Here is a 24,446-nt window from a genome sequence, read left to right as displayed (position 1 = left end):
CCTCCTTGCCGCTCGTCGTCGTTGTTACCTTCGGTAACATAGCTCTTGTTACCGAGAGTAACAAGTCGGCTAGACTGTCGACTCATGGAGGCAGCCTCAACGTCCGGCGTGGGCTCACGTCGGCCGTGGGCAGAGCGCCGCGAACACCTGCTGGATACCGCCGAACAGTTGTTCTTCGAGCGCGGTTTCGCCGCGGTGTCATTGGGTGATATCGCCCAGGCAGCGGGCGTCACCAAGCCGATCGCCTACCGTCACTTCACAACCAAAGACGGCGCATATCTGGCGTGCGCGCGGCGCGCACAGGCTGATTTCGCGCAGACGCTGATACAGCGGGTAGATCCCACACTGACCGTGCGCGAGCAGTTCGCCACTGCCGCCGACGTGTTCTTTGAGCTCTTGGAGACTCATCCCGAGCGGTGGGAGCTCATTTACGGCAGCGCCGCAGTGCTGCCCGCGGAGTCACGTGAAGAACTCTCCGCCTTGCGGTTGGACAACATCGAGACGACCTACGCGCTGATCACCAAGGATCATCCCGACGTACCCGAGCTTTTCGCCGAAGGACTCTCGCACGCCATGTCCGGTGCAGCAGAGCGTCTCGGGCATTGGTGGCAGTCCCGCCCCGACCTGGACCGCCAACACATGATCGACATCTACGTCGAAATCTTCTATGCCGCGGTGGCTCCCTATCTCGATTCACCGCAATCGACAAGCAAACGCTGATCAGCACCACCGTCACCCGACCTCGGCGACCGGTCCTGCGCGAGCCGCCGCTCGGGCCGGACCCATCCCGAACCGGCCCAGCATCACCGGAACAGACACGGCAACAACCACATCGAGATCATCGACCATGCAGCTGGTAACGGCGGCACCCGTCCTCCGGGCGACAACCGTCGCCTCCGCGCAGGCGGAAACCGTGCCGTAAAGCGCACGCTGTGCACCGGCCAGCGCAGATAGGTCGGCGGCGGCCTGCGCGCGATGCCGCGCTACTACCGCCGAGCCCACTGCGGCGCCTCCCGCGGTCAGCGCCAACAGCACGACAATTATCGCTGCCGCAACGATGGTCGCCGAGCCTTCCTCAGCCCTCGGGTTCCATCGCTGAGACCGATTCGGCGGCAATCGTAATGGCAGGCAACAAAAGGCTTCTCGCGGTAACCCGCGCCACCGCGTAGTCACCGTCGTGCCGAACCTCGACCACCGCGCCGCGAGGAGCAAGGCGGTGTGCGGCTCCTCGCCCACCGCCTTCGTCACCCCGAGCGACCAACCGTGCCGCCTCACGCGAGGCGTCCACACAGCGCACCTGCATCGAAACCGCTTGAATACCTGAGGAACACAACACAAGTACTGCCACCAAAGCCGCGATGCCGAATGCGGCTTCGACCGTAACGGCTCCGGTGTCGCCCGCTAGACAGCAGTGTTGAGCGCGCGCGTGATGATGTTGGTAAGCGCACTGACGATCGAGTCCCCGGTAACCACCGTGTAGAGGATCGCTCCGAAGGCCGCCGCAGCGATCGTCCCGATCGCGTACTCGACCGTGGACATGCCGTCCTCTGACTCGACGACCACCACCATCCGCCGACGTAGCTTCGTCAAGATGTTGCGTATCAATGGATTCCCTCCCTCTCAACCCCGCGGTCGGTCCGCGGGTCACAGCACACCACCACTGAACACATCCCGCGCCAAACCCATGACGACAGGCACGATGCCCAGACAAACGAATGACGGCAGAAAGCACAGACCCAGCGGCGCACCGATCAGCACACCGGCCCGCTCCGCGGTGGCCACGGCCGAATCGACCGCGTCCCTGCGACATTGAGTGGCCAACGCGGCAATCCCATCAGCCATCACCGCGCCGGAGTCGGCCGATCGGCGCGCCAGTCTGGTCAGCGCCTGCCGCTGCTCGTATCCCAGATCATCCGGCGGTCCCGGGTCAGCCCAGGCCGCAGACGCCGGTGCTCCCAAGGCGAGCATCTCCCCTGCTCGGTTCAGGATGCGGGCCAGTTCCGACGGCGCGCAGGACGACACCACTAGGGCGGCGGTTGCGACCGGCATCCCCGATCGAAGACACACACTGAGCACATCAAGACTGAATGCCATTCCCCATAGCCCCTTTTCGGTCACGCTGTGATCGGCCGAGACAACCACATCCGCACGCGGCAGCCTGACCCGAGCACGCAACGCTCCCGGCGCGGTCACGATGGCCGCGGCCAGCATCAACAGCGCTGCGGTCATCGCAATGCCTTCCCCGTAATAGCGTCGGACCACAGCAGACCTGCACACGCCAGCACCACCCCAACGACGAGCAGCACGCCACCGACCCCACCGGAGCACAGCACGATTAGCGGTTTGGCTCCGATCATCTGCCCCAGACCGATTCCCGCCACCGGCAGACCAGTGAGCACTGCCGCGGTCGCGCGAGGCCCGGCGAGCCCGGCGTTAACACGCGAGGTAAATCTTTGCCGCTCCTGCAGGTCCGTGCTACATGCGTCAAGCAGATCGGCAACCGCGAGGCCGTGCCGCTGGGCCAGCGCCCAGCCGCTGCTGATCCGACTCCACTGGCCCGCCAATGGCCCCAGTCTCGGCACGGCCGGATCCAGTTTCACCCCGAGACGTGCGCGTGCGGCCATGGCCGCGAACACCTCCCCGACCGTTCCGCCAAGCTCCGCCGCAGCGATTTCGAACGCGTGCACCGGATGCGCACCAACCCTCAGCTCGCCGACAAGCACATCAAGACCGGACTCCAAAACAGCCAGTTCCTTCGATTGGGCCTTCAGCCGGCAGCGGCGACTCCACCACAAGCACAAGGTTCCGCCCACCGCCCCCACCGCGATCACCACCGACAGAGGCAACAACCACAGGGCCGCCAGCACCAGTCCGCCCGTAGGTACTGCCGCCAGTTTCCAGTTCCACCGCCGCGAGGAAGCCCTCGGCCGTAGGCGTGAACGCCTTTGCGGTGCAAAAAGTAACGCGGCAGAGAGCAGCAGCAGGGCCTGTGGCGTCATATCGCACCCCGCGCGATCAATGCATCGAACCGCTCCGCGCCGGAACGAGGCCCACCGTCGAGATTCCATGCGGGTATCACCCGCGCTATCCCGTCGTCGCCCTTGCACACCACCGCGATCTCAGTCAGTTTCCGAATGTTTCCAAACCGCCTGATGTGACACACGCACTGAATGGCCGCGGCGAACTGCGAGTGGAGCGCGGCACGATCGAGCCCACCCAACGCTCCCAGCGCTTCCAGCCTTGCCGGGACCTCTGCCGGGGCGTTTGCGTGGACAGTTCCCGCACCTCCATCGTGACCGGTGTTCAGTGCGGTCAGTAGCTCAACAACCTCGGCGCCCCGCACCTCTCCCACCACGATGCGATCGGGTCGCATCCGCAACGCCTGCCGCACCAACTGGCGGAGGGTGACCTCTCCCACCCCCTCGACGTTGACGGTGCGTGCAGCCAACGTGACCACATGCGGATGACGCGGCGCGAGCTCGGCGGCGTCCTCGGCGCAGATGATGCGTTCCGATGGATGGACGGCTCCGAGCAGGGCCGATAGCAGCGTCGTTTTACCCGCGCCAGTTCCCCCCGTTACGAGGAACGCCAACCGGGCCGCCAGCATCCCGCGAAGCAAGACTCCAGCGTCTTCAGCGACGGTGCCATCAGCGATCAGCTGATCCAAACCCTTAGCAGTCGGGCGTAATACGCGCAGCGAGACACATGTTCCGCCCACTGCGATCGGCGCCAGCACAGCATGAAGGCGTACCACTGAACGCGGTGGGCCGATCCCTGTCAGCTGACCGTCGACAAACGGTTGCGCGTCATCGAGACGTCGCCCCACCGCGAGAGCCAGCCGCTGCGCGAGTCGCCGCACGGCGGCCTCGTCGGCGAATCGCACTGCGGTGAGCCGCAATCCTTGACCGTCATCCACCCAGACCCGATCCGGCGCGGTGACCAAGACGTCTGTGACTCCGTCCGCGCCTAACAGTGGCTCGAGGACGCCCGCACCGCCCAGCTCACTTTGGAGCTCCTTTATGTTGTGCAGCACATCGCTATCACCCAGTACGCCACCGGATTCAGCGCGTATCACCGCCGCTACCGCCGTAGGACGCAGCGTCGCGTTCTCTGTCGCGAGCCGTTCCCGAACGCGATCGATCAGCGATCCGGTCATGCCGCCGCACCCGTGCCTTCCCGTGAGACCAGCGCCAGCACGGCGTGCGCGGCACCCGTCAACGGTGAACGGCGCGATAATCGCAGACCGCCGTTGTCGAGGCGATTGCCGAGATTCGGTTCCGGCCGCATCGCGGCGATCATTGGGGCCCCCACGATTTCGGCCACCTCGGCCGCCCGCAACCCGCTCGGAGCCGGACCTCGCACCACAACGCCGACGTTCGGATTGATGAGCTGTATCGCGCTGGTCACAAGCGCAGCGGCCGCGCAGGCTCGCACCTCGGCAGGTGTCACCACGACCACCAGATCCGCGCGCTCCAGTGCGGCCACACTTGTCGCACCGAGACGCCGCGGAAGGTCGATGATCACCGGCACGCCGGCGTCGCGTGCACTATCGATGACCCCACCGATCGCCTCCGTGTTGCCTCCGCCACCCGTTCTGTCGCCCGACACCACAACAAGCCCGCGCCGATGCGGCAGCGCACGTCGAAGAGCATCGAAACCCACTCGACCACTGCGCATATCGATGTCCGGCCAGCGCAGGCCCTCGACGTCCTCCCATCCGAGCAGTAGGTCGATTCCGCCTCCGTACGGATCGGCATCCACAATGAGCGCACCGCCCGGCACGCAGAGACCAATCGCCGCACACAGCACCGACGCACCGGCACCACCGCGTCCTCCCACCACCGCAATCACCGGGGCGCGACCCGCCGAGGCGCTGACCGGCATCGCCGCACATGCCTCGATGAGCCTGACTTCGTCCTCGGGCAACGTGAGCACCTCCTCGGCACCCACCGCGACCGCTCTGCGCCACATCTCACTTGTCGGCTCGTCCCCAGAGATGAGTAACACCCGCGAACGGCGAGGCAGTCTGATCACAGCTTCCAACGACGGGTCGGCTCCATCGAGCAGCACCGCACTCGCGCGGGTCCAGGCCTGTCTGCCGATCGAACCGGCATCGGTAGCGGTGATCAGTGGCCTGCCAGTCGCGGCGACGATCCGCTCGATGTCGTTGCCAAGCCGTCCATCGCCGACTGCCACGACGATCGGCTCCCCCGCGTTTGCCTCCACGCGCTCCACCATCAAGGTTGCGCGACGTGAACGCCAGGGGCTTCATCGAGATTGGGGATGGATACGAATCTGTGGATAGATCCGGGATGAGCCGCAAAAATCGGTGATAAACGTCCCCAGAAAAGAGGACGACCCTCGCCAGGGGGGGAGGAGGCGAGGGTCGTCGTGCTTCAGCCCCGGGGGGTCGGGCTGAGACACACTCGGCATAGCCGAGTAACCCCACTATACACACGAACCAGGTGAGGGTGGCAAGACCAATCGGCTGAAAAAAGCCAAAGAAAGGCAACCCTTCTTCTGGCGTAGCCGCGTTACCAGACTACCCCGGCTGAACTGGGACTTTACTGATGGACCCGACGATGTAATCCATGAGATCTATCCTCGAGCTGTGACCGACCACGCAACGGCACCCGGATCCTCTCCGTCTGTCGAAGACCGGGATGCCGCGGCCATCAGTGAGCCCACGGACGCCGGCCAAGCCCCCAGGACGGCGGCCTTCTTCGATCTGGATAAGACCGTGATCGCAAAGTCGAGCACTCTCGCCTTCAGCAAGCCGTTCTTCGACCAGGGCCTAATAAATAGACGCGCCGTCTTGAAATCGAGTTATGCACAGTTCTTCTTCTTGCTGTCGGGTGCCGATCACGACCAGATGGATCGCATGCGCACACACATCACCAACATGTGTACGGGGTGGGATGTCGAACAGGTGAAGGCGATCGTGGCCGAGACACTGCACGACATCGTCGATCCGTTGGTGTTCGCCGAGGCGGCCGATCTGATCGCCGATCACAAACTCTGCGGCCGTGATGTTGTGGTGGTCTCCGCGTCCGGCGAAGAGATCGTGGCCCCCATCGCGCGCGCACTCGGCGCCACCCACGCCATGGCCACGCGCATGGTGGTGGAGGACGGTAAGTACACCGGAGATGTCGCCTTCTACTGCTACGGGGAAGGCAAGGTGGCCGCGATCCAGGAACTCGCCAAGCGCGAGGGCTACCCGCTGGAGCACTGCTACGCCTACTCCGATTCGATCACCGACCTGCCCATGTTGGAGTCTGTCGGTCACCCGACAGCCGTCAACCCGGACCGGGCGCTACGCAAGGAATCCATGGCACGTGGATGGCCGGTGCTGACGTTCTCACGGCCCGTGTCGCTCGGCGACCGGATACCCGTTCCCTCCGGCGCGGCGGCCGCCACCACGGCGGCCGTAGGACTGAGCGCGATCGCCGCTGGGGCACTTACCTATTCGCTGATTCGCAAGCTACGGCCGTAGTACTAGACACATGTCACTTTCGGCACGCACGTAACAATGCAGTGACCAAACGAATTACCCCTTGATGTGACCGTCGTCTCAGTGTAGAAAGTAGGTACGGAAGCCTGGCAAGGCCAAGGTCGACCCGGAAGAGAAGGATCGATCTCCCGACCTAGGATTCCCAGCACGGACCACGGCACCCACGCGGAGCACGCCGCGACAAGGGCAGAAGCGTTGTGGGCCTGCGTAATCGCGAACAGAGACAATTCATCAGACTTCTTGGGTGAAGTCCGAGTTGGAAGCGTCGTGAAAGCGCCGAGGCCACCCACACAACCCACATTGCACGCTTGGTAACCGGAGGATCCGTGCTAACGGGCGGCGGGCCGATTCATTCGGACCGTCGCCCGTTTTTACTGTTCAGACCAGCCTCGGTCAGCGCTTAGCGCTGTCGGCGATCGATGTCGCCTCTGCCGCACCCGCCGTTAATGCCTGACAGCAGAAGATGATCCAGGCAGCGATGGCTTCGGGTGTGCCTCCGGCGAACGCGGACGAAAGCTCACGGTATCTGCCGGACTGCCGCATCCACATCACCTCGGGGACACCGAGCGCGTGCGGATCCAGCCCGCGTGAGACCGTCACCAATCGGGACGCCGCGCGGGCGACCACACCATCGGCAGAACCAAAGGGATTCAGTGCCAACAGTTCCCCGTGCGTGATCGCCGCGAGAATCGGTGCGGACACCGATGTTCCACCCGACGCCAGTTGCGCCAACAACTCCAGCCGATCGGTGTCGACGCCAGGGCGCGGGCGTCCCAGAGTGTCCTCGTCCGCCATGCCGGTGGCCGCCAACACATGAAGACGCGCCAATGCCTGCAGTGGGGCACGCGACCACACCGCGGTCAACTGAGTGAGCGCGTCCCCATCGAGCGCCTGACCGACCCGCAGCGCGCCGGCCAGTATCGGGTCCTCCACCGCACCATCGGCGCTCAGCTTCATCGTGCCGCCATCCAGTGCCGACGAAGACCTGGCCGCCCGCACCGCAGCCTCGGCCGCGGTCACCGGCCATCCCCGCAGATTGGCGCGGTGACGGTGCACCTTGCTCAACGCATCACGGGCGGATTCGGCAGCGTCGGATACTCCCGGCAGGGCGGCCAGCGGCGCGAGTGGATCAGTCATGGTCCACTAACGGTACTGAATGACTCGCCGCATACGAGACTCACCGCAGGGCCTTGCGCTCCTCGCGCCGGATTCGCTGCTGCTCAGGGTCGGGTACCGGAACAGCCGCCAGCAGCCGTTTGGTGTAGTCATCGGTGGGTGCGGTCAATACCTGTTTGTCAGAACCGAATTCGGCAAGACGACCGTGGTTGAGCACCGCGATGCGGCTTGCCACCAATTCGACAACCGCCAGGTCGTGGCTGATGAACAAGCACGCGAACCCGTGCTCACGTTGCAGCTCTGCAAAGAGTTCGAGCACCCGGGCCTGCACCGAGACATCCAGCGCCGAGGTTGGCTCGTCGGCGATCAACAGGGTCGGCTCCAGCGCCAGCGCCCGCGCGATGCCCACCCGCTGCCGCTGGCCTCCGGAAAGCTGGTGGGGGAACCGGTTTCGCATGTTCGGGGGCAGCTGCACCTGCTCCAACAACGTCTTGACTCTGCTTTCCCGCTGGGAGCGATCCATATCGGTGTGCAGGGTCAACGGCTCGGCGATCGACTGGCCGATGGGCCATCGCGGATTCAGCGACGATCCCGGATCCTGGAACACCACGCCCACCTTGCTCCGGATATCACGCAGCTGCTTACGGTTGGCAGTCGAAATATCCTGCCCAGCAACACAGATAGTGCCCGAAGCCACCTTGAGTAGGCCCACCGCGGCGCGCCCGATGGTGGATTTCCCGGAACCCGACTCGCCGACGAGGCCCACCACCTCCCCTCTGCCGATCGAGAAGGACACGTCGTCGATGGCCCGGAAATTGCCGCCCTTTCCTGGGTACTCGATGACGGCATGTTCCACGCTCAGCGCCAGATCGGTTATCGGTAAAGATGATTCGTCGGCGTCGCCCAATGTCGCACCCAGATGCGGCACCGATGCCAGCAGCTGCTGCGTGTATGGCTGCTGCGCCCGGTGGAAGATGCTGTCGGCATCACCCTCCTCGACAACCTCACCGTCCTTCATCACCATGATGCGATCGGCCATGTCGGCGACGACACCCATATCGTGGGTGATCAGGATGATGCCGGCCTCGATGCGATGCCGTAGATCACGCATGAGATCAAGGATTTCGGCCTGCACGGTCACATCCAGCGCAGTGGTGGGCTCATCGGCGATGAGTAGCCCCGGGTCCAGGGCCAGTGCCTGCGCGATCATCGCGCGCTGACGCTGCCCTCCGGAAAGCTGATGGGGGTAATGCTTGACCCGCTGCTGGGGCTCGGGCATGTCCACCAGCTCCAGCAACTCGATGGCGCGCTCGCGCGCCTGCCTGCGCGTCATCTTCTTGTGCGCACGTACGGCCTCGGCAATCTGCCAACCGATGGTGTAGACCGGGTTCAGCGCCGTCATCGGCTCCTGGAAGATGACGGCGACATCCTTGCCGCGGACCTCGCGCAGTTCGTCATTGGTGGCCCCCAGCAGCTCGGCACCGTTGAGCTTGATGCTGCCCGCCACCCGCGCGGTGGACGGCAACAATGCCGGAATGGCCATGGCAGTGGTCGATTTCCCCGAGCCGGATTCACCGACGATGGCGAGCACCTCGCCCTTGGCGACCGTCAGCGAGACACCCTTGACCGCCGGCACCCATTGTTTGTCTACCTCGAAGTCGACCGAGAGGTCCTCGATCTCAACCACGGAATCTGCGGGCACCGTCTACCTCCTCCGCGGATCGAGAGCATCACGGAGGGCGTCACCAACCATGATGAAGCCGAGCACGGCGGCCGAGAGGAACAAGGCCGGAACGATGACCAGCCTCGGCGTGGTGGCGAAACGGGACTGTCCATCGTTGATCTGAAGCCCCCACGAAATCTCGGGCAGCTCCAGCCCGATGCCCATATAGGTCAGCGTGGCCTCCGCCGCGATGAAGCTGCCCACCGCGATGGTGGCGTACACCAGCACGGGCGCCAACGCATTGGGAAGTATGTGCCGCAGCAGGATTCGCCACGTCGGCGCTCCCAGCGCGATGGCGGCCTGAACGTAGTCGCTCTGTTTGATGGTCATCACACTGGATCGCACCAGCCGCATCGAGGTCATCCAGCCGAACACGATCAGCGCGCCCGCGACGCTCCACACCGTCCGATGACCGACGACGGACAGCAGGATCATGCCACCCAAAATCGTTGGGATACCGTAGAAGACATCGGTCAACCGGGACAGCGTGGAGTCGGCGAAACCTCCGAAGTATCCCGCCAGCGCCCCGACGAGCACACCGATGATCAGCACACCCACCATCGCGATCAGACCGATCGTCAGCGACACCCGCGCCCCATAGACCACGTTGGCGTAATAGTCGCATCCTTGTAGGTCCGTACCCAGCCAGTGCGCCGCGCTGATCCCCTTGCGCGCCTGATAGAGGTCGCAGGCCCGAGGGTCCTTTCCGAAGGTGAACAACTGCGGGACCAACGCCATCAGGACCAGAATCGTCAGCAGGATCGACCCGGTGATGAAGAAACCACTGCGCCGCAGGTACTTCCAGGCGTTTCCCCAAAGATCCGCCTGCTCCACCAACGATTCGGCGGCGGCATCAGGGCCCGAGACCGGGCCGGGGGCATGTATGGGGTCACTCATAGCGAATCCTCGGATCCAGCAGCGCGTACAGGATGTCGACGACGAGATTGAAGAAGATGTAGAAGAAGACGATCAGCGTCAGGATGCTCACCACGACGGCGCCCTCCTGGTTGCGCACCGCATCGAATGTCGCCCTCCCCAACCCAGGGATGTTGAACACCGACTCGGTGACGACGGCGCCCGCCAGCAGCGCACCCACGTCGGCGCCGATGAATGTGACGACGGGAATCAGGCTGTTACGCAGGGTGTGCCGCAACAGAATGCGTGATTCGGAGATGCCCTTGGCACGGGCAGTCCGGACAAAGTCGGCATCCATGGTCTCCAACATCGAGGTTCGGGTGAGCCGAGCCACATAGGCCATGGACAGCGAGGCCAGCACCAGCCCCGGCAGCAGGAAGCTATACCAGCCGTCCCGGATTCCGGCGATCGGGAACCAGCCGAGCTTGAAGCCGAACAGGTACTGCGCCAGGAAGCCCAGCACGAACACGGGCATCGAGACCAGCAGCGTCGTGGTGACAAGAACAAGGTTGTCGTAGAACGATCCCCGGCGCACCGCACACAGCACTCCGGCGGTGATGCCGATGATCGTCTCGAACGCCACGGCCACCACCGTGAGCCTCAACGTCACCGGCAGACGTTGTGAAACAGTTTGCGCAACAGGGCGTTCCTGAAAGTCAGTACCGAAGTCACCGTGCAGGAAGCCCACGATGTACTTGCCGTAGCGCACCAGGAACGGATCATTGAGATGAAAGCGCTCGCGTAGTTGAGCCATGACCTCGGGGGTGAACGGACGGTCGCCCGCCAACGCCCGAATGGGGTCACCCGGTAGCGCGTACACCAGGGAGTAGATGAGCAGCGACGTGCCTATGAGCACCGGAATGGCCAGTAGCAGCCGTTTCACCACATAACGAAACAAGCCCGCGTTCTGCCAAAGCCGCTGGATTTCAAGAATTTTGGCGGTCACTGCACGACCTCCACATCGGCGTACTCGATGCAGTCCTGGATACTGATCTTGACGTTGCTCACCCGCTTGGAATGCACCGCCTGATTGACCTCATAGAACAGCGGCGCGGCCGGAAGGTCCTTGAACAACAGGTCTTCTGCCTTCTGATACGCCTTGGTGGCCAGTTCCACGGTCGGTTGGTTGTTCCCCTGCCGCAGCAGCTCGTCGAATGCCGGATTGCTGTAGAACACGTAATTGGAGCCCGCCGGTGGCAGCGCCACCGTGCCGTACAACGACTCCAGGAAGTTGTAGATCGACGGGTAGTCCATCACCCAGCCGGAACGGAACGGTCCGGTCATCCCCTTGCTGTCCTGCAACGGCAGGAACTGCGACCACGGCAGGCTCTTGAGGCTGTAGGGCACTTTCAGGTTCGACTGCAGCTGGTTTCCGATGGCCTGCACCCACGACAGTGCTCCGGTGCTCGATGAGCTGTACCACAGCTCAATGGGCTTGCTCCTGTCGAAATGAGCGTCATCGAGCAGTTTGTTGGCCTCATCGACGTGCAGCTCGCACAGCTTTCCGCACGCCCCCTTGCGGTACCCGTAGACCACCGCCGACGCATAGGACGTGGCCGGGGTGCGGGTGCCGGAGAAGATTACCTGGGTGATCGCCTCACGGTCGATGGCCATCGAAATCGCCTGGCGCACACGTACATCCTTGTACCGCGGGTCGTACATCGGGAACCCCAGCGAGGTGATGTCCGGGCGGGGCCGCTCCAGGAAGGCCGATCCGAATTCGGCCCTGGCGTTCTCGTAGGCGGAGTCGGGCAGATCGAGCTGAATGTCGAGAGCACCGGCCTGCATATCGGTGTACGCGGTCAGGCCCTCGGTGTATACCCGCCAGATCAAGCCCTTGGACTTGGCCTTCTTCGGGCCGGCGTACTGGTCGTAACGGCTCAGCGTGAACCCGATACCACGCACCCAGTCGCCGTCGGCCTTGAAGGGGCCATTGCCGATGGGGTGCACGCCGAACTTGGCCGGATCCCGATAAAAGGCCTTGGGCAGCGGCAGGAACGCGGTGTATCCCAAGGTCATCGGGTAGATAGCGAACGGGGTGTTGAGCCGGACGGTGAATGTCACGTCATCCACGACGTGCAATCCGCGCATCTGGGTGGCCCGCGGCGGGATCTTGTTCTTCGGATCTCCCTGTAGATCGCCGTACCCGTCGACGTTGGCAAGGAAACTCGAGGAACCCTGGGCATTGGTGCTCAAGGCGGTGTAGTTCCAGGCATCCACGTAGGACTGCGCGGTCACCGGTTCGCCGTTATGGAAGGTCCATCCCGGCTTGAGCTTGATCGTCCAATTGACGTTGTCGTGGCTGGTGATCGACTCGGCCACGCCGGTGTATTCCACTTCCGCGGTGTCGTTGTTGAACTCGACCAGCGCGGTAAATAGCGAGCGCAGGATCCGACCACCCTGATTCTCGGTGGTGTTTCCCGGGACCAAGGTGTGCTCGGGTTCGGTGATGTACATGCTGAAGTAGCCCGGGGGCGCCGGAGTCACCAGGTCACCGCAGCCCGAGGGCAGGAGCGCCGCAATGCCGACGAGCAACGCGACGGCCAGTCGGCGAAACCGCATCCTCACCCTGCCCTTCGGTAGCTGAAATAGGTAGGACGAACCATAGGCGGGTAACACGCCGATGTCTCTCCATCGACACACCGCCACGCCCGGATCTGAACGACGGCCCCAATTACTTCTCGGTAACCGGGGGCGCCCACTAGGCTTTCGAGCGGACCTGTCTAGGGCAGAAAGGCCAGATCAGATGACCGAAATCAGCACCGAACCGGATCGCTACCCGCCGTCGCCGGAGTTCGTGGCGACAGCGAACGCGACCGCCGACCTCTATCAGGCGGCCGAGGAAGATCGGCTCGGGTTCTGGGCACAGCAGGCTGGCCGTCTGCACTGGAGCGAGCCTTTCGGCGACGTACTCGACTGGTCCGACGCACCGTTCGCGAAGTGGTTCGTCGGCGGCAAGCTCAATGTCGCCTACAACTGTGTCGATCGGCATGTGGAGGCCGGCCATGGTGATCGCGTCGCCATCTACTGGGAGGGCGAGCCCGGCGACACCCGCACCATCACCTACGCCGAGCTGCTGGCTCAGGTCAGCCAGGCGGCCAACTATCTGACCGAGCTCAGCCTGGTTTCCGGTGACCGGGTCGCTATCTACATGCCGATGCTGCCCGAGGCGATCGTCGCGATGCTGGCATGTGCGCGGCTGGGGCTCATGCATTCGGTGGTGTTCGCGGGATTCTCCGCAGCGGCACTGCGGGCGCGTATCGACGACGCCGAGGCCAAGCTGGTCATCACCTCCGACGGCCAATGGCGGCGCGGCACCGCGGCCCCACTGAAGGCCGCCGTGGACGAAGCGTTGGGTGGCGATCCGAGTTCCGTCGAACATGTTCTGGTGGTGCGCCGCACCGAGATTCCCGTCGACTGGACCCAGGAACGCGACCTGTGGTGGCACGAGACAGTTGCTCACGCCGACACCACCCATACGCCCGAATCCTTTGATTCCGAGCATCCGCTGTTCCTGCTGTACACCTCGGGAACAACCGGAAAGCCCAAGGGCATCGTGCACACCTCAGGCGGCTTCCTGACGCAGACTTCGTACACGCATTTCAACATCTTCGACCTCAAGCCCGAGACCGACGTGTACTGGTGCACAGCCGATATCGGTTGGGTCACCGGCCACACCTACATCGTCTACGGCCCGCTGTCCAACGGCGCCACCCAAGTGGTCTACGAGGGCACACCCACCTCGCCGAACGAGCACCGGCATTTCGAGATCATCGAAAAGTACGGTGTCACCATCTATTACATAGCTCCCACGTTGGTGCGTACCTTCATGAAGTGGGGACGCGACATCCCGTTCGCGCACGATCTGTCCAGCCTGCGCCTGCTGGGCAGCGTCGGTGAGCCGATCAACCCGGAGGCATGGCGCTGGTACCGCGAGGTCATCGGCGGCAACCGCACCCCCATCGTGGACACCTGGTGGCAGACCGAAACCGGCTCGGCGATGATCTCCCCGCTGCCCGGCGTCACCGACACCAAGCCCGGCTCGGCGATGCGTGCGCTACCCGGTATCTCCGCGAAAATCGTTGATGACGACGGGAATCGGCTGGAGCCAGCCAGCGGCGATGAACCGGTCACCGGGTACCTGGTGCTCGATCAGCCGTGGCCGTCCATGCTGCGCGGTATCTGGGGCGACCCCGAGCGGTTCAAGGAGACCTACTGGTCCCGTTATGCCGAGAAGGGCTGGTACTTCGCCGGAGACGGCGCACGCTACGACAGCGACGGCGCCATCTGGGTGTTGGGTCGCATCGACGACGTCATGAACATCTCCGGTCACCGAATCTCCACCGCCGAGGTGGAATCCGCGCTCGTCGGACATGACGGTGTCGCCGAGGCCGCCGTTGTCGGCGCCTCCGACGAAACGACGGGACAGGCCATCGTGGCGTTCGTGATTCTCAAGGCAAGCCACACCGTCGAGGGCGATGAGCTCGTCTCACACCTGAAAGCTCAGGTGTCCAAGGAGATCTCACCCATAGCCAAGCCGCGCGAGATTCATGTGGTACCCGAGCTGCCCAAGACCCGCAGCGGCAAGATCATGCGGCGGTTGCTGCGTGATGTGGCCGAGGGGCGCGAGCTGGGCGACACCTCGACACTGGTCGACCCGAGCGTCTTCGAGGCGATCAGAGCCAGTAAGTAGGGCTTCGAACTAGCCGACCGGGGTGAAACCCACTCCGGCGGTGCGGTTCTTGGCGTTGATATCGGCCAGCACGGTGTTGATCGAGTACGTGGTGGTCGGTGTGTGCAGCGGGATGTACTTGATGACGCACACCGGCAGCTTGGTGGCGGCGCCGTGGATCATCCCTACCAGCTGTCCGTTCACGGTGACCGGCGCACCCGAGTCTCCGGGTTGCCCGCAGACCTGATTGATGAAGGTGCCGGGCTCTGCTCCGGCTCCAAAGGTCACGCCGCACGAGTTACCGGTGGTGCGGCCCAGCTTGCACGCGATGTCGCCGGGCTGCGGGTCCGGTCCGATTCCGGTGATGGCGAACCCCTTGTAGGTGGACACCGGCTGCACCTTTTCCGGATCGAACTGGATGGTGGCGTAGTCGTACTGCTCGTTACCGTTGACGAACTTTCCGACCACACCCTTCTTGGGAAAGTCCTCGGAGGCCACCTGTGAACCTGCACCACCACAGTGAGCCGAGGTGAAGCCCACCAGATTGCCCTTGTTGTCGTGGCCGATCGTCGTCAGCGTGCAGAGGGTGTCACCGTTGATGATGAGCCCGGATCCGCCGCCCATGGGCACCTTGTCATCGGCTCCGGCGGCAGGAGCCGCGCCAGCCGGAATCGTTCCCACGACGAGGCCAAACAGTGCGATCAGGACCGGCAATCCGTACCGCATATGCCGTCCAAGTGACCTCATGTCGTGCAGCCTTTCTTATTCCGGCCGCATCTCTCCCCCGTCGGCCATGCCTGACACCATTCTAAACAAGATTCACACTGGTCACTTCTGTCACAGTGCTATCGATTGGGTAACGACGCCCCAGGCCAGACGCGCCGCAGCCCTGGCGCCACCGACGTGGCAACATAGGCCGCACGACATCACACCGGACCCGCAAGGGACACGGAGGGAGCACAGTGAGCAGCCCTGGAAGCCGCAACTACCGCACGGACAGCAATGGTGTTCCGATCACCGTCGCCGCCATTCCGCTGTCCGATCCGAACGCGACCGGCACCGGAGAACCCACCATCGGCAATCTCGTCCGTGATGCCACCACCCAGGTCTCCGCTCTGGTGCGTGCCGAGGTGGAACTGGCCCGTGCCGAGGTCGTCCGGGACGTCAAGAAGGGTGTCGCGGGCAGCATCTTCTTCATCGCGGCTCTCGTCGTCCTGTTCTACTCGACGTTCTTCTTCTTCTTCTTCGCCGCGGAGATCCTCAAGATCTGGCTGCCCGCCTGGGCGGCGTACCTGATCATCTTCGCCGCCATGGTGTTCGTCGCCATCCTTGCCGTGCTGATCGGTTTCCTCCAGGTCAGACGGATCCGAGGACCACGCGACACCATCGCCTCCGTCAAGGAAACACGGACCGTGTTTACCTCACGTGACGACGAGACTCCCGCACTGACCAAGTCGGCCAAGCCCACAGACCCGTCGGGCTGGTAGCCCACTGAAGTCGGCTCGACACCGACGCATCCATGCTGTTCGACCAGACGGCACGTCACCCCGACCCATCAGTGGTCCGCATCGTCGGCCCGTGGCGCCACTTTGACGTACACGCCAACGGTATTCGGTTCCACGTGGTGGAAGCCGAAACTCCCCACACACCAACCGTGGCCGTCACCAGCAGGCCACTCGTATTGCTGCTGCATGGGTTCGGATCCTTCTGGTGGTCGTGGCGGCATCAGCTTCGCGAGCTGACGGACGCCCGCGTGGTGGCGGTCGATCTCCGCGGCTACGGAGGCAGCGACAAACCGCCACGCGGATACGACGGATGGGCGCTGGCCGGAGACACCGCCGGATTGATCCGCGCCCTGGGACACACGTCGGCCACGCTGGTCGGGCATGCCGAGGGCGGACTGGTCTGCTGGGCCACCGCGAACCTGCATCCGCGCCTCGTCGATGCCATCGCGGTGGTGAGCTCGCCACACCCGATCGCCCTGCGCACCGCCACATTCCGCAGAACCGGGCAGGGAAGCGCGTTACTGCCCTCCTTGATGCGCTACCAGCTGCCCATCTTTCCCGAGCGGACCCTGACACGTCATCGCGGTGCCGAGCTGGAACGTCTGGTGCGCTTGCGGGCGGGCGAGCATTGGACCACCACCGACGATTTCGCCGAGACCATCCAGCAGCTGCGCACCGCGATCGCCATCCCCGGGGTTGCCCATTGCGCGCTGGAGTACCAGCGGTGGGCGGTGCGTAGCCAGTTACGCAGCGAGGGTTGGCGTTTCATGCGCTCAATGAACCGTGAACTAACCGTCCCGGTACTTCACATGCGCGGCGACAGCGATCCCTATGTGCTCGCCGACCCGGTGCATCGATCACTGTCCTTCGCACCCCACGGCCAGTTCGTCGCGCTGCGCGGGGTAGGACATTACGGCCACGAGGAAGACCCCGGCACCGTCAACGAGCACCTACGGAGCTTTATTGGGCGCCGGTGATTGCGGTCCGCTGACGGGCTGCGGTGACTTGTTGGCCTCCGGCGCGGAGATGCAACTGCCGGTGGCGACGGGCTCGGAAAGCTCGGCCTTGGCGAGCTGATCCTTGACCTGCTTGGCGGTCAGCGCGAAGCCGGTGTCGTCGTCGTCGATCGCCGCCCCGAAGACCACACCGAGCACACGGCCCTCCGTGTCGATCAACGGACCGCCCGAATTGCCCTGCAGCACCGAGCCCCTGACGGTATACACCTCGCGTGTGACCGTGGTGGACCGGTAGATGTCCGGGCCGTTCAGTTCGATGATCTCCCGGACCCGTGCCGGTGTCGCCTTGTAGTTCCCGCCGCCCGGGTAGCCCAGCACGATGGCGTCGTCCCCGGTCTTCGCGGGTTTGGGTGCGAAGACCAGCGGCGTGGCCGGCATATCCGGAACCGCGAGGATCGAGATATCGGCATTGGGGTCGTAGGCCACCACAGTGGCATCGAACGTCTGCCCGGCCGACTCGACGGTGACGCTGTTGGTACCGGCCACCACGTGCGCGTTCGACATCACCCGGTGCGGGGCGATGACGAATCCGGTTCCCTCAAGCGACTTCTGGCAGCTGCGGGCAATGCCCTTGATCTTGACGACGCTCGGCTCGGCGCCTCGCACCACCGGACCGTCAACCAACGTTGAATCCGGGGCATCGACGGCCGCGATAGGAGTCTTACCGAACGGCTGCAATACACCGGTCACACCCGAGGTGTCCAGCAGCTTCGACAGGTCGTTGGGCACCTTGCGGAGTTGGTCCGGGGCGTACTTGTCGACCTGGCTGAGAACTCTCGATTCACGAGCTGCCGCAGAGATATTCGGCTGATTGGAACTCTGCATCGGAATGGACAGCAGCCATGCGGCCACCAGCACGGCGGCCACCTGCAGCACCACGCCCACCACCGAATCACCGGCGCGCAGTACCCGATTCTTGATGGCACCACGCATGGCCCGGCCCAGCACCACGCCCGCCACCTCGCCGATGACCACCAACACGAGAATGAGCAGCAACGAGGCGAACAACCGGGTACGTGCCCCATCCAGGTTGCCCACCACATGCGGGGCCAGCATCACACCGGCCACCGCGCCCAGGATCACCCCGACGAACGACATCAAGGAACCCAGTGCGCCGGAACGCCATCCGGACACCGCGGCAATGAACGCGACGGCGATGACGCCGATATCGAGCCACTGTGATGGATTCAGATTCATACCGACCCTCCCAGGTGCTCGGCCAGCAGCTCATCAAGATCACGAAGGTTACGAGTGTCCCATGGCTGTGCCCAGCCGGACACCTCCAACATCGCCGAGATGATCTGCCCGGTGAAGCCCCACACCAGCATCCCCGGCAACAAGAAGGCCGGGCCACTGTAACGGATACCAAATGTCTTCTTAGTCACCATGATTCGATTCGCCGGGTCCACCAGGTCACCGATCTTCACCCGTGACACCTCGGCAGTCTCGCCCGGATCGACGGCAAGAACCTGTCCCGGGTCGGGCGAGTAGGCAAGCACCGGAGAGACGTGGAAACCGGACGGCGGAATGAACAGCGGCTCCATGACCGTCAGCGGCTGCACGCGCACCGGGTCCAGCCCCGTCTCCTCCTGCGCCTCACGCAAGGCGGTTCCCACCGGCCCTCCGTCGCCGGGATCGGTGGCACCGCCAGGGAAGGACACCTGGCCGCTGTGCTGACGCAAGGTCGATGCGCGCACCGTCAGCAACAAATCCGCGTCGGTGGGGTCGGTCACCGCCTCATCGGCGGACACCAGCACCAGCACCGCCGCCGGGCGCCCCGAAGAGGGCAGCTTGCGTGCCCGCAGCACCGCCTTGATCGCGGGGTGCACGCCACGGCCGTAGATGTCCTTGACACCCGCGGCGTTGTCCACCAGCGGTCGCATCCAGTCTGGAGCGGCACCGGGCGTCAGCGGCGCGGTCGCCAAACCTCTTCGCGTAAGCGGCTCATCGGCAGTCACGACCTAGAACCTCACTCCCAACGCTTGTTCCACCTCGGCACCGATCTCATCCGCCGAAGTGAACGAACGCGGTAGCACTCGGGCAACGCTACCGTCCGCTCGAATCAAAATGGTCGTGGGCATGACATTCGGTGACTTCAGTGCGGCGGCGATGCGCCGGGCACCGTCCTGGATCATCGGCAGCCTGACGTGTAGCTCGGCGAGCTTGGCCAGCCCGGCCGCCTCGTTCTCGTCTTGATGCACCGTGACAACGGTGAGCTTGTCACCCGCGCGACGCTGCAGCTCGGCCATCGCCGGCAGCTCATCGGCGCAGGGACCACACCAGTAGGCCCACAAGTTAAGAACCACCTGCCGCCCGGCGAGGACGGGACCGACCGGAACCCTGGCCCCACTGCATTCCAGCGTTATCCCGGCCAGTTCGCGCATCCCCGGCGCACTGCCGGCGTTGGGGCATGGCGGCAGTTGCGCCTGGCGGAACAGTTCCGCGAGGGCTTCCGGGGTGTCGGCGTCCCGGCGTTCACGCGCGGCGACAGGGTCCTGCCCTTGCGGCACCCGCCGCCGCTGATCGTGTTGTTGCGACAACATGACGGTGATCAGCGCGGCGACCAGCACCATCCCCACGATCGTCCACCGTGCCCCGGTGCTGAGCCGAGACACGTCACAACCCGGCCAGGGCCAGCAGGTGCTCGGTTTCCGGCCCCTTCACCAGCGGCGCGGCCAGCTCGGGATCTGTCGGGCCCAGTCCGTACGACGGGCAGTCCTTGGCCAGTACACAGACACCGCATGCGGGCTTGCGGGCATGACATACCCGCCGACCGTGGAAGATCACCCGGTGGCTGAGCAGCGTCCACTCCTTGCGCTCGATCAGCTCGCCGACGATGTGCTCGACCTTGACCGGATCTTCTTCCTCGGTCCAGCGCCAGCGTCGCACCAGTCGCCCGAAATGCGTGTCGACGGTGATGCCCGGGATGTCAAAGGCGTTGCCCAGGACAACATTCGCCGTCTTGCGACCGATACCGGGGAGGGTGACCAGATCCTTCAGCCGCGGCGGCACCTCACCGCCGTATCGCTCCACCAGCTGGGTGCCCAGCCCGATGATCGAGTTCGCCTTGTTCCGGTAGAAGCCGGTGCTGCGGATCATCTCTTCGAGTTCGGTCCGGTTGGCTCCCGCGTAGTCCTCCGCGGTGCGGTACTTGGCGAACAACGCGGGCGTCACCATGTTGACCCGGACGTCGGTGCATTGCGCCGACAAAATGGTCGCGACCGCCAATTCCAGCGGGTTGGTGAAGTCGAGCTCGCAGTAGACGTGTGGAAATGCTTGCGCCAGAGTTCGATTCATTCGCCGCGCCCGACGGACCAATCCCATGTGCGTCTCGGGCTTCCAGGTTCGGGCCGGAGCTGGCGTCTTTACCGTCGATTTCGCTCTGGGCTTAGAGGCCGATCCGGTCAATGACACAAGCCCAGGGTAGCGGGAGCGGAGGACACGGGAGGGGCGAGCGTGCCCACCGATTACACCCCTGCGCAGGACAAACCGGTTGTTTTTCGTGACCTCGTCGAGATCTTGGGCGTGTTTACTTCAACCCGTGTCGGGCCTATTCGGTTTGTTGGTACCCGGACTTCTCATGCTTGCCAGCCTTGGGCTCGGGAAGCTGGAAGCCGGGTTGATGCGGCATACCTTGCAGCCGAGCGAGGTCGCCGATTTCCTGGACCAAGCCAGTCCTTCGGATATGAATCGCCTCGCGCGCGACGGCATGCCGTCAGCAATCGAGGACTTGCACCGGCGGCAATTGCAGCGCATCGAGCCGTCCTTGGAGGCGGTGTATCAGGCCACCACAAACGGCTACAACCAGCCACGAATCAACGGTTCAACGATGAATCGCCTGCGTGAAGAGGGTGCGTCCTCGATGCGCTCGCGGCATTCGGTGGTGGATTCACTGCGTGCCGGTGGCGCAGCGGTGTAGCTTGGATCACGTTCTTTAGCGACTTGGCCTCTAGACTCATGTCGAGTAGGCCAGCGCAAGCATGACTAACGAATTTGGGTAAGGGGCAAACGTGGACGAGATCCTGGCCAGGGCCGGAATCTTCCAGGGTGTCGAACCGAGTGCCATCTCGGCGCTGACCAAGCAGCTGCAGCCGGTTGACTTTCCGCGCGGGCACACGGTGTTCGCCGAGGGCGAGCCTGGCGACCGTCTGTACATCATCATCACCGGCAAGGTGAAGATCGGACGCCGGTCACCCGACGGCCGTGAGAACCTGCTGACGATCATGGGTCCGTCGGACATGTTCGGGGAGCTGTCGATCTTCGACCCCGGACCCCGGACGTCGAGCGCCACCACCATCACCGAGGTGCGCGCCGTGTCGATGGACCGGGACGCGTTGCGCGCCTGGATCGCCGACCGTCCGGAGATCGCCGAGCAGCTACTGCGCGTGCTGGCTCGCCGCCTGCGCCGCACCAACAACAATCTGGCCGATTTGATCTTCACGGATGTGCCCGGTCGCGTGGCCAAGCAGCTGCTGCAGCTGGCCCAGCGGTTCGGCACCCAGGAGGGCGGCGCGCTGCGCGTGACGCACGACCTGACACAGGAAGAGATCGCTCAGCTGGTGGGTGCGTCCCGCGAGACTGTGAACAAGGCGCTGGCCGACTTCGCACACCGCGGCTGGATCCGGCTGGAGGGCAAGAGCGTCTTGATCTCCGACTCGGAGCGGCTGGCTCGCCGCGCGCGCTAGTTTCTGCGCGCGTCAGCGTGACGCGCTCAACGCCACCACCGCGACGCACACCAGCGTCAGCACCGCGCCGGCTTGTTGAATCCGGCTGAGCCGCTCATGAAGCACCACGCGGGCGATGAGCACCGTCACCACCGGGTACAGCGAGGACAGCACCGCCGCGATGCCGAGGCTTCCGTGCGCTGAGGCGTACGTGAACAACAGAATCGCTGAGGTGTCGAGCACACCGGCGAAGGGCACCACCCCGAACGGCGGGCGCAGATTGGCCCGCAGGTTCTTCCAGCTGAATGCCCCGAGCACCGCGATCAGCATTACCTCGGTGGCGCGGGAAACCACGACCGCCTCAACCGGGTGGTACCTGCCCGCCTCGGCCAGCAGGATCATGCAGACACCGAACATCACCATGCAGAAGAACGACCAGATGAGCACCTGTCTGCCCGGGCGTTGTCCGTCCAGCCCCTGCGAAGCGGAGGCCAGCATGACGCCCACAAGGGTGCCGGCCAGCCCCAGATAGGTCAGCCCCGACAGCGACTGCCCAATCATGGCGCCCCAGAGGACTGGCACCACCGCACCCACCGCCGCGATGGGCGAGACGACGCCCATCGGTCCGATGGCGAGCGCGCGATACAACGCGTAAAGCGCCGTGAAAGCCGCTGGGCCGGAAAGCATTCCCAGCAGCGTGCGGCCGTCGAAATGTGATGAGGACGTGACCAGCGCAACCAGGCTCACCACGGCAAGCCCGACGGGCCGGCTCAGTGCCAGTACCGCGAGGGTGGAACGTCGCTTGCTCGCGTGCCCGCCGATGAAGTCGCTGACGCCCCAGCTGAGCGAGCCCGCGAGGGCCAATGGGATGGTGTTCACCGCCGGCTAGACAGCGCGCAGGTAGTCCAGCTGCGCCTGCACCGACCATTCCGCAGCGCCCCACAGCGACGGATCCACATCCGTATAGACGAATTCGACGACCTGCCGAGCCGAGGCATCCTCACCCAATGCGGCGAGCGCCCCGCGCACCTGGTCGAGGCGCTGCTCGCGGTGTGCCAGATACTCGGCCGATATCGCCGACAAGTCACCCAACTCCGGACCGTGGCCGGGCAGCACGGTGCGCTTGCCCAGGCCCTCAAGACGTTTCAGCGACTCCAGGTAGTCACCGAGGCCTCCGCCGTCCTGCGCGATGACGGTTGTACCCCGCCCGAGGATGGTGTCGGCGGTCAGCACCGCGTCGTCAAGAACGAAGGACACCGAGTCGTCGCTATGCCCGGGTGTTGCGAGCACCGAGATGGACAAGCCCGCGACGTCGATGTGCTCGCCGTCGGTCAGGGCCACCGAATCGCCGCGCAGCCATGCCGGGTCCGCGGCACGCACCGGCGCACCGCTCAGTTCGACCAGTCTGTCGACGCCGCCGGTGTGATCGAAGTGCCGATGGCTCACCAGAATCAGTGCCACCTTGCCGATCTTCGCCAGCTCCTCGACGTGCACATCGGGGTCACCGGTGGCGACACCCGGGCCCGGGTCGACGATGACGATCTCATCGCTGCCCGGGGCGCGCAGCACCCAGGTGTTGGTGCCCTCCAGTGTCATCATCCCCGGGTTGTTGGCCAGCAGCACCGAAGCGGTTTCGGTGACCGGACGCAGCTGCCCGTAGGCGGGATGGGTCATCAGGCGGATGCTTCCGCTGTGACCTCCACGATGATCTCCACCTCCACCGGGGCGTTGATCGGCAGCTCCGCGACACCCACGGCCGAGCGCGCGTGCACACCTGCGTCCCCGAACACCTCACCGAGCAGCTCCGATGCCCCGTTCACCACGCCGGGTTGACCGGTGAAACCCGATGCCGATGCGACGAATCCGACGACCTTGACCACCTTCACGACGTTGTCGATCCCGACAAGTGCGTCCACTGCGGCGACGGCGTTGAGAGCAGAGATGCGGGCCAGGGCCTTGGCGTCCTCCGGGGACACCTCGGCGCCGACCTTTCCGGCGGTGACCAGCCTGCCGTCCACGATGGGCAGCTGTCCGGAGGTGTAGACGTGGTTGCCGCTGCGCACTGCGGGCTGGTACGCCGCCAGGGGCGCGGCGACGGCGGGCAGCTCGATTCCCAGCGCGGCCAGCCGGGCGCTATGCGTGCTCACTTCGACCTCTTCAGGTAGGCGACATGCTGTTCACCAGTGGGCCCCGGAAGCACACTCACCAGCTCCCAGCCATCGCTTCCCCACTGGTCCAGGATCTGTTTGGTGGCGTGTGTCAACAGCGGGACGGTGGCGTACTCCCATACGGTGCGTTCGGTCATACCCGCAACCCTAGACAAG

At 64.5% G+C, this 24,446-nt stretch carries 28 protein-coding genes; 7 read left to right on the top strand and 21 right to left on the bottom strand.

The window, feature by feature from the left end; all coding sequences use genetic code 11:
- The first annotated feature begins 84 nt into the window (after positions 1-84).
- Entirely contained in the window at positions 85-720 is a 636-nt protein-coding gene (locus BB28_RS02155; protein ID WP_046252342.1) for a TetR/AcrR family transcriptional regulator, read from the top strand.
- A gap of 12 nt (positions 721-732) precedes the next feature.
- Here the strand turns inward: BB28_RS02155 and BB28_RS02150 are convergent, their stop codons facing one another.
- The 7 genes from BB28_RS02150 to ssd form a co-directional block, all read right to left on the bottom strand.
- Positions 733-1,116 carry an Rv3654c family TadE-like protein gene (locus BB28_RS02150; RefSeq protein ID WP_162269695.1) on the bottom strand — a complete coding sequence of 128 codons (384 nt, stop codon included), beginning with the start codon at positions 1,114-1,116 and terminating at the stop codon, positions 733-735.
- The gene (locus BB28_RS02145; protein WP_318278482.1) at positions 1,076-1,336 is read right to left on the bottom strand and encodes a TadE family type IV pilus minor pilin; all 261 of its coding nucleotides are present in this window, start codon (positions 1,334-1,336) and stop codon (positions 1,076-1,078) included. The genes BB28_RS02150 and BB28_RS02145 overlap by 41 nt, the downstream gene beginning before the upstream one ends.
- A gap of 65 nt (positions 1,337-1,401) precedes the next feature.
- Positions 1,402-1,569: a DUF4244 domain-containing protein gene (locus BB28_RS02140; RefSeq protein ID WP_044104861.1), complete on the bottom strand. Its 168-nt coding sequence runs from the start codon at positions 1,567-1,569 to the stop codon at positions 1,402-1,404.
- 75 nt (positions 1,570-1,644) lie between these two features.
- Positions 1,645-2,229 carry a type II secretion system F family protein gene (locus tag BB28_RS02135; RefSeq protein WP_046252340.1) on the bottom strand — a complete coding sequence of 195 codons (585 nt, stop codon included), beginning with the start codon at positions 2,227-2,229 and terminating at the stop codon, positions 1,645-1,647.
- Complete coding sequence (locus BB28_RS02130; RefSeq protein WP_046252339.1) at positions 2,226-2,999, bottom strand: type II secretion system F family protein; 774 nt, start codon at positions 2,997-2,999, stop codon at positions 2,226-2,228. Before BB28_RS02130 ends, BB28_RS02135 begins: the two co-directional genes overlap by 4 nt.
- On the bottom strand, positions 2,996-4,156 hold the full coding sequence (locus BB28_RS02125; RefSeq protein WP_046252338.1) for a TadA family conjugal transfer-associated ATPase: 1,161 nt from the start codon (positions 4,154-4,156) through the stop codon (positions 2,996-2,998). Before BB28_RS02125 ends, BB28_RS02130 begins: the two co-directional genes overlap by 4 nt.
- Positions 4,153-5,226 carry a septum site-determining protein Ssd gene (gene ssd / locus BB28_RS02120; RefSeq protein ID WP_052740354.1) on the bottom strand — a complete coding sequence of 358 codons (1,074 nt, stop codon included), beginning with the start codon at positions 5,224-5,226 and terminating at the stop codon, positions 4,153-4,155. Before ssd ends, BB28_RS02125 begins: the two co-directional genes overlap by 4 nt.
- A gap of 385 nt (positions 5,227-5,611) precedes the next feature.
- Between ssd and BB28_RS02115 the strand changes: the two genes are divergently transcribed.
- Positions 5,612-6,493: an HAD-IB family hydrolase gene (locus BB28_RS02115; protein ID WP_046252336.1), complete on the top strand. Its 882-nt coding sequence runs from the start codon at positions 5,612-5,614 to the stop codon at positions 6,491-6,493.
- A gap of 411 nt (positions 6,494-6,904) precedes the next feature.
- Here the strand turns inward: BB28_RS02115 and BB28_RS02110 are convergent, their stop codons facing one another.
- From BB28_RS02110 to BB28_RS02090, 5 genes are read right to left on the bottom strand one after another with little or no spacing between them, the layout of a single operon-like run.
- On the bottom strand, positions 6,905-7,648 hold the full coding sequence (locus BB28_RS02110) for a Fic family protein (RefSeq protein ID WP_046252335.1): 744 nt from the start codon (positions 7,646-7,648) through the stop codon (positions 6,905-6,907).
- 40 nt (positions 7,649-7,688) lie between these two features.
- A complete protein-coding gene (locus BB28_RS02105; protein ID WP_046255455.1) occupies positions 7,689-9,314 on the bottom strand; it encodes an ABC transporter ATP-binding protein in 1,626 nt (541 codons plus the stop codon).
- 18 nt (positions 9,315-9,332) lie between these two features.
- Positions 9,333-10,247, bottom strand: coding sequence for an ABC transporter permease (locus BB28_RS02100; RefSeq protein WP_046252334.1), 915 nt, complete (start codon positions 10,245-10,247; stop codon positions 9,333-9,335).
- On the bottom strand, positions 10,240-11,211 hold the full coding sequence (locus BB28_RS02095; protein ID WP_046252333.1) for an ABC transporter permease: 972 nt from the start codon (positions 11,209-11,211) through the stop codon (positions 10,240-10,242). Before BB28_RS02095 ends, BB28_RS02100 begins: the two co-directional genes overlap by 8 nt.
- Positions 11,208-12,827, bottom strand: a complete 1,620-nt coding sequence (locus tag BB28_RS02090; protein WP_046252332.1) for a peptide ABC transporter substrate-binding protein — start codon at positions 12,825-12,827, stop codon at positions 11,208-11,210. Before BB28_RS02090 ends, BB28_RS02095 begins: the two co-directional genes overlap by 4 nt.
- Before the next feature lie 184 nt (positions 12,828-13,011).
- Between BB28_RS02090 and acs the strand changes: the two genes are divergently transcribed.
- Positions 13,012-14,958 (top strand): acetate--CoA ligase, encoded by a 1,947-nt coding sequence (gene acs, locus BB28_RS02085; RefSeq protein WP_046252331.1) that lies wholly within the window; start codon positions 13,012-13,014, stop codon positions 14,956-14,958.
- Positions 14,959-14,967: 9 nt separating this feature from the next.
- Here the strand turns inward: acs and BB28_RS02080 are convergent, their stop codons facing one another.
- The gene (locus tag BB28_RS02080) at positions 14,968-15,663 is read right to left on the bottom strand and encodes a chymotrypsin family serine protease (RefSeq protein WP_030095895.1); all 696 of its coding nucleotides are present in this window, start codon (positions 15,661-15,663) and stop codon (positions 14,968-14,970) included.
- Between the two features lie 236 nt (positions 15,664-15,899).
- Between BB28_RS02080 and BB28_RS02075 the strand changes: the two genes are divergently transcribed.
- Positions 15,900-16,424, top strand: coding sequence for a phage holin family protein (locus BB28_RS02075; RefSeq protein ID WP_046252330.1), 525 nt, complete (start codon positions 15,900-15,902; stop codon positions 16,422-16,424).
- A 32-nt stretch (positions 16,425-16,456) separates the two neighbouring features.
- Entirely contained in the window at positions 16,457-17,419 is a 963-nt protein-coding gene (locus BB28_RS02070; RefSeq protein WP_046252329.1) for an alpha/beta fold hydrolase, read from the top strand.
- Here the strand turns inward: BB28_RS02070 and marP are convergent.
- The 4 genes from marP to nth are packed head-to-tail and all read right to left on the bottom strand — an operon-like array spanning position 17,393 to position 20,782.
- Positions 17,393-18,655 carry an acid resistance serine protease MarP gene (gene marP / locus BB28_RS02065; RefSeq protein WP_046252328.1) on the bottom strand — a complete coding sequence of 421 codons (1,263 nt, stop codon included), beginning with the start codon at positions 18,653-18,655 and terminating at the stop codon, positions 17,393-17,395. The two genes, BB28_RS02070 and marP, sit on opposite strands and share 27 nt — an antisense overlap.
- Positions 18,652-19,416: an NUDIX hydrolase gene (locus BB28_RS02060; protein ID WP_046252327.1), complete on the bottom strand. Its 765-nt coding sequence runs from the start codon at positions 19,414-19,416 to the stop codon at positions 18,652-18,654. Before BB28_RS02060 ends, marP begins: the two co-directional genes overlap by 4 nt.
- Before the next feature lie 3 nt (positions 19,417-19,419).
- Positions 19,420-20,073 (bottom strand): TlpA family protein disulfide reductase, encoded by a 654-nt coding sequence (locus tag BB28_RS02055; protein ID WP_081252189.1) that lies wholly within the window; start codon positions 20,071-20,073, stop codon positions 19,420-19,422.
- A 1-nt stretch (position 20,074) separates the two neighbouring features.
- Complete coding sequence (gene nth, locus BB28_RS02050; protein WP_225422027.1) at positions 20,075-20,782, bottom strand: endonuclease III; 708 nt, start codon at positions 20,780-20,782, stop codon at positions 20,075-20,077.
- A gap of 256 nt (positions 20,783-21,038) precedes the next feature.
- Here nth and BB28_RS02045 point away from each other — a divergent pair, with 256 nt between their 5' ends.
- Both BB28_RS02045 and crp read left to right on the top strand, forming a co-directional pair.
- Complete coding sequence (locus BB28_RS02045) at positions 21,039-21,377, top strand: hypothetical protein (protein WP_046252326.1); 339 nt, start codon at positions 21,039-21,041, stop codon at positions 21,375-21,377.
- Positions 21,378-21,468: 91 nt separating this feature from the next.
- Positions 21,469-22,143, top strand: a complete 675-nt coding sequence (crp, locus tag BB28_RS02040; RefSeq protein WP_030095903.1) for a cAMP-activated global transcriptional regulator CRP — start codon at positions 21,469-21,471, stop codon at positions 22,141-22,143.
- A 12-nt stretch (positions 22,144-22,155) separates the two neighbouring features.
- Here the strand turns inward: crp and BB28_RS02035 are convergent, their stop codons facing one another.
- The 4 genes from BB28_RS02035 to BB28_RS24885 are packed head-to-tail and all read right to left on the bottom strand — an operon-like array spanning position 22,156 to position 24,427.
- A complete protein-coding gene (locus BB28_RS02035; protein WP_046252324.1) occupies positions 22,156-23,001 on the bottom strand; it encodes a DMT family transporter in 846 nt (281 codons plus the stop codon).
- A 6-nt stretch (positions 23,002-23,007) separates the two neighbouring features.
- Positions 23,008-23,796 carry an MBL fold metallo-hydrolase gene (locus BB28_RS02030; RefSeq protein ID WP_046252323.1) on the bottom strand — a complete coding sequence of 263 codons (789 nt, stop codon included), beginning with the start codon at positions 23,794-23,796 and terminating at the stop codon, positions 23,008-23,010.
- Positions 23,796-24,269, bottom strand: a complete 474-nt coding sequence (locus tag BB28_RS02025; protein ID WP_046252322.1) for a RidA family protein — start codon at positions 24,267-24,269, stop codon at positions 23,796-23,798. Before BB28_RS02025 ends, BB28_RS02030 begins: the two co-directional genes overlap by 1 nt.
- Entirely contained in the window at positions 24,266-24,427 is a 162-nt protein-coding gene (locus BB28_RS24885; protein WP_044104864.1) for a Sp36 family protein, read from the bottom strand. The genes BB28_RS02025 and BB28_RS24885 overlap by 4 nt, the downstream gene beginning before the upstream one ends.
- Positions 24,428-24,446: the final 19 nt, after the last annotated feature.

The organism is Mycobacteroides chelonae CCUG 47445 (assembly GCF_001632805.1).
Lineage (GTDB): Bacteria > Actinomycetota > Actinomycetes > Mycobacteriales > Mycobacteriaceae > Mycobacterium > Mycobacterium chelonae.
Note: the sequence above shows the minus strand (reverse complement) of the source record. Positions and strands in the feature narration are given on the sequence as shown.

Bases quoted from the DNA above. Each gene is read 5' to 3' on its own strand.
- BB28_RS02030 (WP_046252323.1), bottom strand. From the start codon at position 23,796: ATGACCCATCCCGCCTACGGGCAGCTGCGTCCGGTCACCGAAACCGCT.
- BB28_RS02155 (WP_046252342.1), top strand. From the start codon at position 85: ATGGAGGCAGCCTCAACGTCCGGCGTGGGCTCACGTCGGCCGTGGGCA.
- acs (WP_046252331.1), top strand. From the start codon at position 13,012: ATGACCGAAATCAGCACCGAACCGGATCGCTACCCGCCGTCGCCGGAG.
- BB28_RS24885 (WP_044104864.1), bottom strand. From the start codon at position 24,427: ATGACCGAACGCACCGTATGGGAGTACGCCACCGTCCCGCTGTTGACA.
- BB28_RS02140 (WP_044104861.1), bottom strand. From the start codon at position 1,569: ATGGTGGTGGTCGTCGAGTCAGAGGACGGCATGTCCACGGTCGAGTAC.
- BB28_RS02125 (WP_046252338.1), bottom strand. From the start codon at position 4,156: ATGACCGGATCGCTGATCGATCGCGTTCGGGAACGGCTCGCGACAGAG.
- BB28_RS02130 (WP_046252339.1), bottom strand. From the start codon at position 2,999: ATGACGCCACAGGCCCTGCTGCTGCTCTCTGCCGCGTTACTTTTTGCA.
- BB28_RS02070 (WP_046252329.1), top strand. From the start codon at position 16,457: ATGCTGTTCGACCAGACGGCACGTCACCCCGACCCATCAGTGGTCCGC.
- BB28_RS02135 (WP_046252340.1), bottom strand. From the start codon at position 2,229: ATGACCGCAGCGCTGTTGATGCTGGCCGCGGCCATCGTGACCGCGCCG.
- BB28_RS02090 (WP_046252332.1), bottom strand. From the start codon at position 12,827: ATGCGGTTTCGCCGACTGGCCGTCGCGTTGCTCGTCGGCATTGCGGCG.
- BB28_RS02045 (WP_046252326.1), top strand. From the start codon at position 21,039: ATGCTTGCCAGCCTTGGGCTCGGGAAGCTGGAAGCCGGGTTGATGCGG.
- BB28_RS02100 (WP_046252334.1), bottom strand. From the start codon at position 10,247: ATGAGTGACCCCATACATGCCCCCGGCCCGGTCTCGGGCCCTGATGCC.
- marP (WP_046252328.1), bottom strand. From the start codon at position 18,655: ATGAATCTGAATCCATCACAGTGGCTCGATATCGGCGTCATCGCCGTC.
- nth (WP_225422027.1), bottom strand. From the start codon at position 20,782: ATGGGATTGGTCCGTCGGGCGCGGCGAATGAATCGAACTCTGGCGCAA.
- BB28_RS02110 (WP_046252335.1), bottom strand. From the start codon at position 7,648: ATGACTGATCCACTCGCGCCGCTGGCCGCCCTGCCGGGAGTATCCGAC.
- BB28_RS02080 (WP_030095895.1), bottom strand. From the start codon at position 15,663: ATGCGGTACGGATTGCCGGTCCTGATCGCACTGTTTGGCCTCGTCGTG.